The 5663-nt window shown below is 63.6% G+C and carries 3 protein-coding genes; all 3 read left to right on the top strand.

The genetic code is table 11. From position 1 onward, the window contains the following. Positions 1-119 precede the first annotated feature (119 nt). A complete protein-coding gene (acnD, locus tag ACW9I6_RS30295; protein WP_134325935.1) occupies positions 120-2714 on the top strand; it encodes a Fe/S-dependent 2-methylisocitrate dehydratase AcnD in 2595 nt (864 codons plus the stop codon). Positions 2715-2756: 42 nt separating this feature from the next. Then, positions 2757-3947 carry a 2-methylaconitate cis-trans isomerase PrpF gene (prpF, locus tag ACW9I6_RS30290; protein ID WP_177019638.1) on the top strand — a complete coding sequence of 397 codons (1191 nt, stop codon included), beginning with the start codon at positions 2757-2759 and terminating at the stop codon, positions 3945-3947. 161 nt (positions 3948-4108) lie between these two features. Further along, complete coding sequence (gene prpD, locus ACW9I6_RS30285) at positions 4109-5593, top strand: 2-methylcitrate dehydratase (RefSeq protein WP_457340160.1); 1485 nt, start codon at positions 4109-4111, stop codon at positions 5591-5593. Positions 5594-5663 lie beyond the last annotated feature (70 nt).

The raw sequence follows: 5663 nt of genomic DNA, 5'->3' as shown, positions 1-5663 counted from the left end.
CATGTGTGTTGAATGACACACCGCCTTCGCGAGCAAGCCCGCTCCCACATTTTGATCGCATTCCACCTTGGATCAGCACCGGTTCTTCCTTTTGCAACTACTGTGACCGAGTCCTGACGATGAACACTGAACACCGCAAACCGCTCCCCGGCAGCCGCCTCGATTTCTTTGACGCCCGCGCGGCAGTCGATGCAATCACCCCCGGCGCCTACGCCACACTGCCGTACACCTCCCGCGTACTCGCGGAGAACCTGGTGCGTCGCTGCGACCCCGCAACCCTCAATGCCTCCTTGAGCCAACTGATCGAACGCAAGCGCGACCTCGATTTCCCATGGTTCCCGGCCCGCGTGGTGTGCCACGACATCCTCGGCCAGACCGCCCTGGTGGACCTTGCCGGCCTGCGCGACGCCATCGCCCTGCAAGGCGGTGACCCGGCCCAGGTCAACCCGGTGGTGCCGACCCAACTGATCGTCGACCACTCCCTGGCCGTCGAAGCCGGTGGTTTTGACCCGCAGGCGTTCGAGAAAAACCGCGCCATCGAAGACCGCCGCAACGAAGACCGTTTCCACTTTATCGAGTGGACCAAAAAGGCCTTCAAGAACGTCGACGTGATCCCGCCGGGCAACGGCATCATGCACCAGATCAACCTGGAGAAAATGTCTCCGGTGATCCAGGTGCGTGACGGCGTGGCCTTCCCGGATACTTGCGTCGGCACCGACAGCCACACGCCTCACGTTGATGCCTTGGGCGTGATCGCCATCGGCGTTGGCGGCCTTGAAGCAGAGAGCGTGATGCTCGGCCGCGCCTCGTGGATGCGCCTGCCGGAAAGTGTTGGCGTGGAGCTGACGGGCAAGCTGCAACCGGGCATCACCGCCACCGACATGGTGCTGGCGCTGACCGAGTTCCTGCGCAAGCAGAAGGTCGTCGGTGCGTGGCTGGAGTTCTTCGGTGAAGGTGCTTCGGCGCTGACTCTGGGCGACCGCGCCACCATCTCCAACATGGCCCCGGAATATGGCGCCACCGCCGCGATGTTTTACATCGACCAACAGACCATCGCCTACCTGAAACTCACCGGTCGTGAAGACGAGCAAGTCACCCTGGTGGAGCAGTACGCTCGCCACACCGGCCTGTGGGCGGACGACCTCAAGGGCGCGCAATACGAGCGTGGCCTGAGCTTCGATTTGTCCTCGGTGGTGCGCAACATGGCCGGCCCGAGCAACCCCCACGCCCGCGTCGCCACCAGCGACCTGGCGGCCAAGGGCATCTCCGGCCAGTGGGATGACGTGCCGGGGCAAATGCCCGACGGCGCGGTGATCATCGCGGCCATCACCAGTTGCACCAACACCAGCAACCCGCGCAACGTGATTGCCGCCGGCCTGCTGGCACGCAATGCCAACAAGCTCGGCCTGGCCCGCAAGCCGTGGGTCAAGTCGTCCCTGGCACCGGGTTCGAAAACCGTCGCGATGTACCTCGACGAAGCCGGGCTGACCACCGAACTGGAGCAACTCGGTTTTGGTGTCGTGGCGTTCGCCTGCACCACCTGCAACGGCATGTCCGGCGCACTCGACCCGGTGATCCAGCAAGAGATCATCGACCGCGACCTGTACGCCACCGCCGTGCTTTCGGGTAACCGCAACTTCGACGGCCGTATCCACCCGTACGCCAAGCAAGCGTTCCTCGCGTCGCCGCCGCTGGTGGTGGCCTATGCGATTGCCGGCACCATCCGTTTCGACATCGAAAAAGACGTGCTGGGCCTGGACGCCAACGGCAAGGAAATCCGCCTCAAGGACATCTGGCCAAGCGACGAAGAAATCGACGCGGTGGTCAAGGCGTCGGTCAAGCCGGAGCAGTTTCGCCAGGTGTACATCCCGATGTTCGCGATCCACGAAGACACCGGCCCGAAGGTCACGCCGCTGTACGACTGGCGCCCGCAGAGCACCTACATCCGTCGCCCGCCGTACTGGGAAGGTGCCCTGGCCGGTGCACGTCCGCTCAAGGGCATGCGCCCGCTGGCGGTGCTGCCGGACAACATCACCACCGATCACCTGTCGCCGTCCAACGCGATCATGCCGGGCAGCGCCGCGGGCGAATACCTGGCGAAAATGGGCCTGCCGGAAGTCGACTTCAACTCTTACGCGACCCATCGTGGCGACCACTTGACCGCGCAGCGCGCCACCTTCGCCAACCCGAAACTGTTCAATGAAATGGTGGTTGAAGACGGTAAGGTCAAGCAGGGTTCGCTGGCGCGCCTGGAGCCGGAAGGCAAGGTCACGCGCATGTGGGAAGCCATCGAAACCTACATGGAGCGCAAGCAGCCGCTGATCATCATTGCCGGCGCCGACTACGGCCAGGGTTCGTCCCGGGACTGGGCGGCCAAGGGCGTACGCCTGGCCGGTGTTGAAGCGATTGCCGCCGAAGGTTTCGAGCGCATCCACCGCACCAACCTGGTGGGCATGGGCGTGCTGCCGCTGGAGTTCCTGCCGGGCACCGACCGCAAGACCCTGAAGATCGACGGCACGGAAACCTACGACGTGATCGGCGAACGCACCCCGCGTGCGCAACTGACGTTGCTGATCAACCGCAAGAACGGCGAGCGTGTCGAGGTGCCGGTGACCTGCCGGCTGGACACGGCTGAAGAAGTGTCGATCTACGAGGCGGGCGGCGTGTTGCAACGTTTTGCCCAGGACTTCCTGGAATCGGCTGTAACTGCCTGATAACTGCGGCCGGGGTCAACGCCCCGGCCCATGAGGACCACCATGGCACACGTACCGCAGATCAAGATTCCCGCCACCTACATGCGTGGCGGCACCAGTAAAGGCGTGTTTTTCAGCCTCAAGGATTTGCCCGAGTCGGCCCAGGTGCCGGGCGCGGCGCGGGATGCGTTGTTGTTGCGGGTGATCGGCAGCCCCGACCCGTATGACAAGCAAATCGACGGCATGGGCGGCGCGACTTCCAGCACCAGCAAAACCGTGATCCTGGCCAAAAGTACCCGCGCCGATCACGACGTGGATTACCTGTTCGGCCAGGTGTCCATCGACAAACCGTTCGTGGACTGGAGCGGCAACTGCGGCAACCTGTCGGCGGCGGTGGGTTCGTTCGCCATCAGCGCCGGCCTGGTAGATGCCGCGCGCATTCCGCACAACGGCGTGGCCGTGGTGCGGGTGTGGCAGGCGAATATCGCCAAGACCATCATCGCTCACGTACCGATCACCGACGGTGCGGTGCAGGAAACCGGCGACTTCGAACTCGACGGCGTGACCTTCCCGGCCGCCGAGGTGCAGTTGGAATTCATGGACCCGGCGGCGGAAGAAGAGGGCGGCGGTGGCTCGATGTTCCCTACCGGCAATCTGGTGGATGACCTGGAAGTGCCGGGTGTCGGCACATTCAAGGCGACGCTGATCAATGCCGGGATTCCCACCATCTTCATCAACGCCCAGGACCTGGGTTACACCGGCACCGAGCTGCAGGGCGCGATCAATGGCGACCCCAAGGCCCTGGCGATGTTTGAAACCATCCGCGCCCATGGTGCGCTGCGCATGGGCTTGATCAAACACCTGGACGAAGCGGCCCAGCGTCAGCACACGCCGAAGGTGGCGTTTGTGGCGCGGCCTGCGGACTACGTGGCGTCCAGCGGCAAGGCGATCAAGGCGGGCGATGTCGACCTGCTGGTGCGGGCGCTGTCCATGGGCAAGTTGCACCACGCGATGATGGGCACGGCGGCGGTGGCGATTGGCACGGCGGCGGCGATTTCCGGCACGCTGGTGAATTTGGCGGCGGGCGGCGTGGAGCGTAATGCGGTGCGGTTCGGGCATCCCTCCGGGACATTGCGCGTAGGCGCCGAGGCCAGCCAGGTCGACGGTGAATGGGTCGTGAAAAAAGCCATCATGAGCCGCAGTGCGCGAGTGTTGATGGAAGGGTTCGTACGCGTCCCCGGCGACGCTTTCTAACCGATCGTTCCCACGCTCTGCGTGGGAATGCATCCCGTGACGCTCTGCGTCACCCTTTTACGGGACGCAGAGCGTCCAAGGCGGCGTTCCCACGCAGAGCGTGGGAACGATCACCCTGACCCTGAGGATGGACCACACCTAACCCACTTTGGAGTACTGCCATGAGCGCCAACGTCGACCAGAACAACCGCCCCGACTACGACCAGGTCCTGCAGGACATCGCCGACTACGTACTGAGTTTCAGGATCGAATCCCGCGATGCCCTCGACACCGCCCGCAACTGCCTGATGGACACCCTCGGTTGCGGCCTGCTGGCCCTGCGTTTCCCGGAGTGCACCAAGCACCTGGGGCCGATCGTCGAAGGCACGGTGGTGCCGTTCGGCGCACGGGTGCCGGGCACCTCGTTCCGCCTGGACCCGGTCAAGGCCGCATGGGACATCGGCTGCATCGTGCGCTGGCTCGACTACAATGACACCTGGCTTGCCGCCGAATGGGGTCACCCTTCCGATAACCTCGGTGGCATCCTCGCGGTCGCCGACCATCTCTCGCAAAAACGCGTGGCCAACGGCGACGCACCGCTGACCGTGCGGGCAGTGCTTGAGGCGATGATCATGGCCCACGAAATCCAGGGTGTGATTGCCCTGGAAAACTCCTTCAACCGTGTCGGCCTTGACCACGTGCTGCTGGTGAAAGTCGCCTCCACCGCCGTCACCGCCAAGCTGATGGGCGCCAACCGTGAGCAACTGCTGTCGGCCCTGTCCCAGGCGTTTGTCGATGGCCAGGCATTGCGTACTTATCGTCATGCGCCGAATGCCGGTTCGCGCAAGTCGTGGGCGGCGGGGGATGCGTCGAGTCGCGGGGTGCGCCTGGCGGATATCGCCATGCGCGGCGAGATGGGCATTCCCGGTGTGTTGAGCGCGCCGCAGTGGGGCTTCTATGACGTGCTGTTCAGCCACACCAACAAGGACCTGGCGCTCAAGCCCGAAGACAAGCGCGCCTTCAGCCTGTCGCAGCCCTACGGCACGTATGTGATGGAGAACGTACTGTTCAAGATCAGCTTCCCCGCCGAGTTCCACGCACAAACCGCCTGCGAGGCAGCAGTCACCCTGCACCCACAGGTGAAGCACCGCCTGCATGAGATCGACAGGATTGTGATCACCACTCACGAATCGGCGATCCGGATCATCTCCAAGGTCGGGCAGTTGGCCAACGCGGCGGACCGCGATCATTGCCTCCAGTACATGACCGCCGTACCGCTGGCGTTTGGCAACCTGGTGGCCGAGCAATACGAAGATGAATTCCACGCGGCCCATCCGATCATCGATGAGCTGCGCGAAAAGATGGTGATTGTCGAGGAGCCGCGCTACAGCCGCGAATACCTGGAGGCCGACAAGCGCTCCATCGCCAATGCGGTGCAGGTGTTCTTCAAGGATGGTTCCAGCACCGAACAGGTGGCCGTGGAATACCCGATTGGCCACCGTCGCCGTCGGGTGGATGGCATTCCGTTGCTGGAAGACAAGTTCACGGCCAACCTGGCGACCCGGTTTACCGCGCAGCGCAGTGCCGAGATTTTTGCGCTGTGCAAGGATCAGGCACGGCTTGAGGCCACTGCGGTAAACCGGTTTGTGGACCTGTTCGTCATCTGAAGAACACCACTGGTCAAATGTGGGAGCGGGCTTGCTCGCGAATGCGGTGGATCAGCCATATATGCATTGG

Source organism: Pseudomonas sp. SDO5522_S412 (assembly GCF_054071215.1).
Note: the sequence above shows the minus strand (reverse complement) of the source record. Positions and strands in the feature narration are given on the sequence as shown.

Bases quoted from the DNA above. Each gene is read 5' to 3' on its own strand.
- acnD (WP_134325935.1), top strand. From the start codon at position 120: ATGAACACTGAACACCGCAAACCGCTCCCCGGCAGCCGCCTCGATTTC.
- prpD (WP_457340160.1), top strand. From the start codon at position 4,109: ATGAGCGCCAACGTCGACCAGAACAACCGCCCCGACTACGACCAGGTC.
- prpF (WP_177019638.1), top strand. From the start codon at position 2,757: ATGGCACACGTACCGCAGATCAAGATTCCCGCCACCTACATGCGTGGC.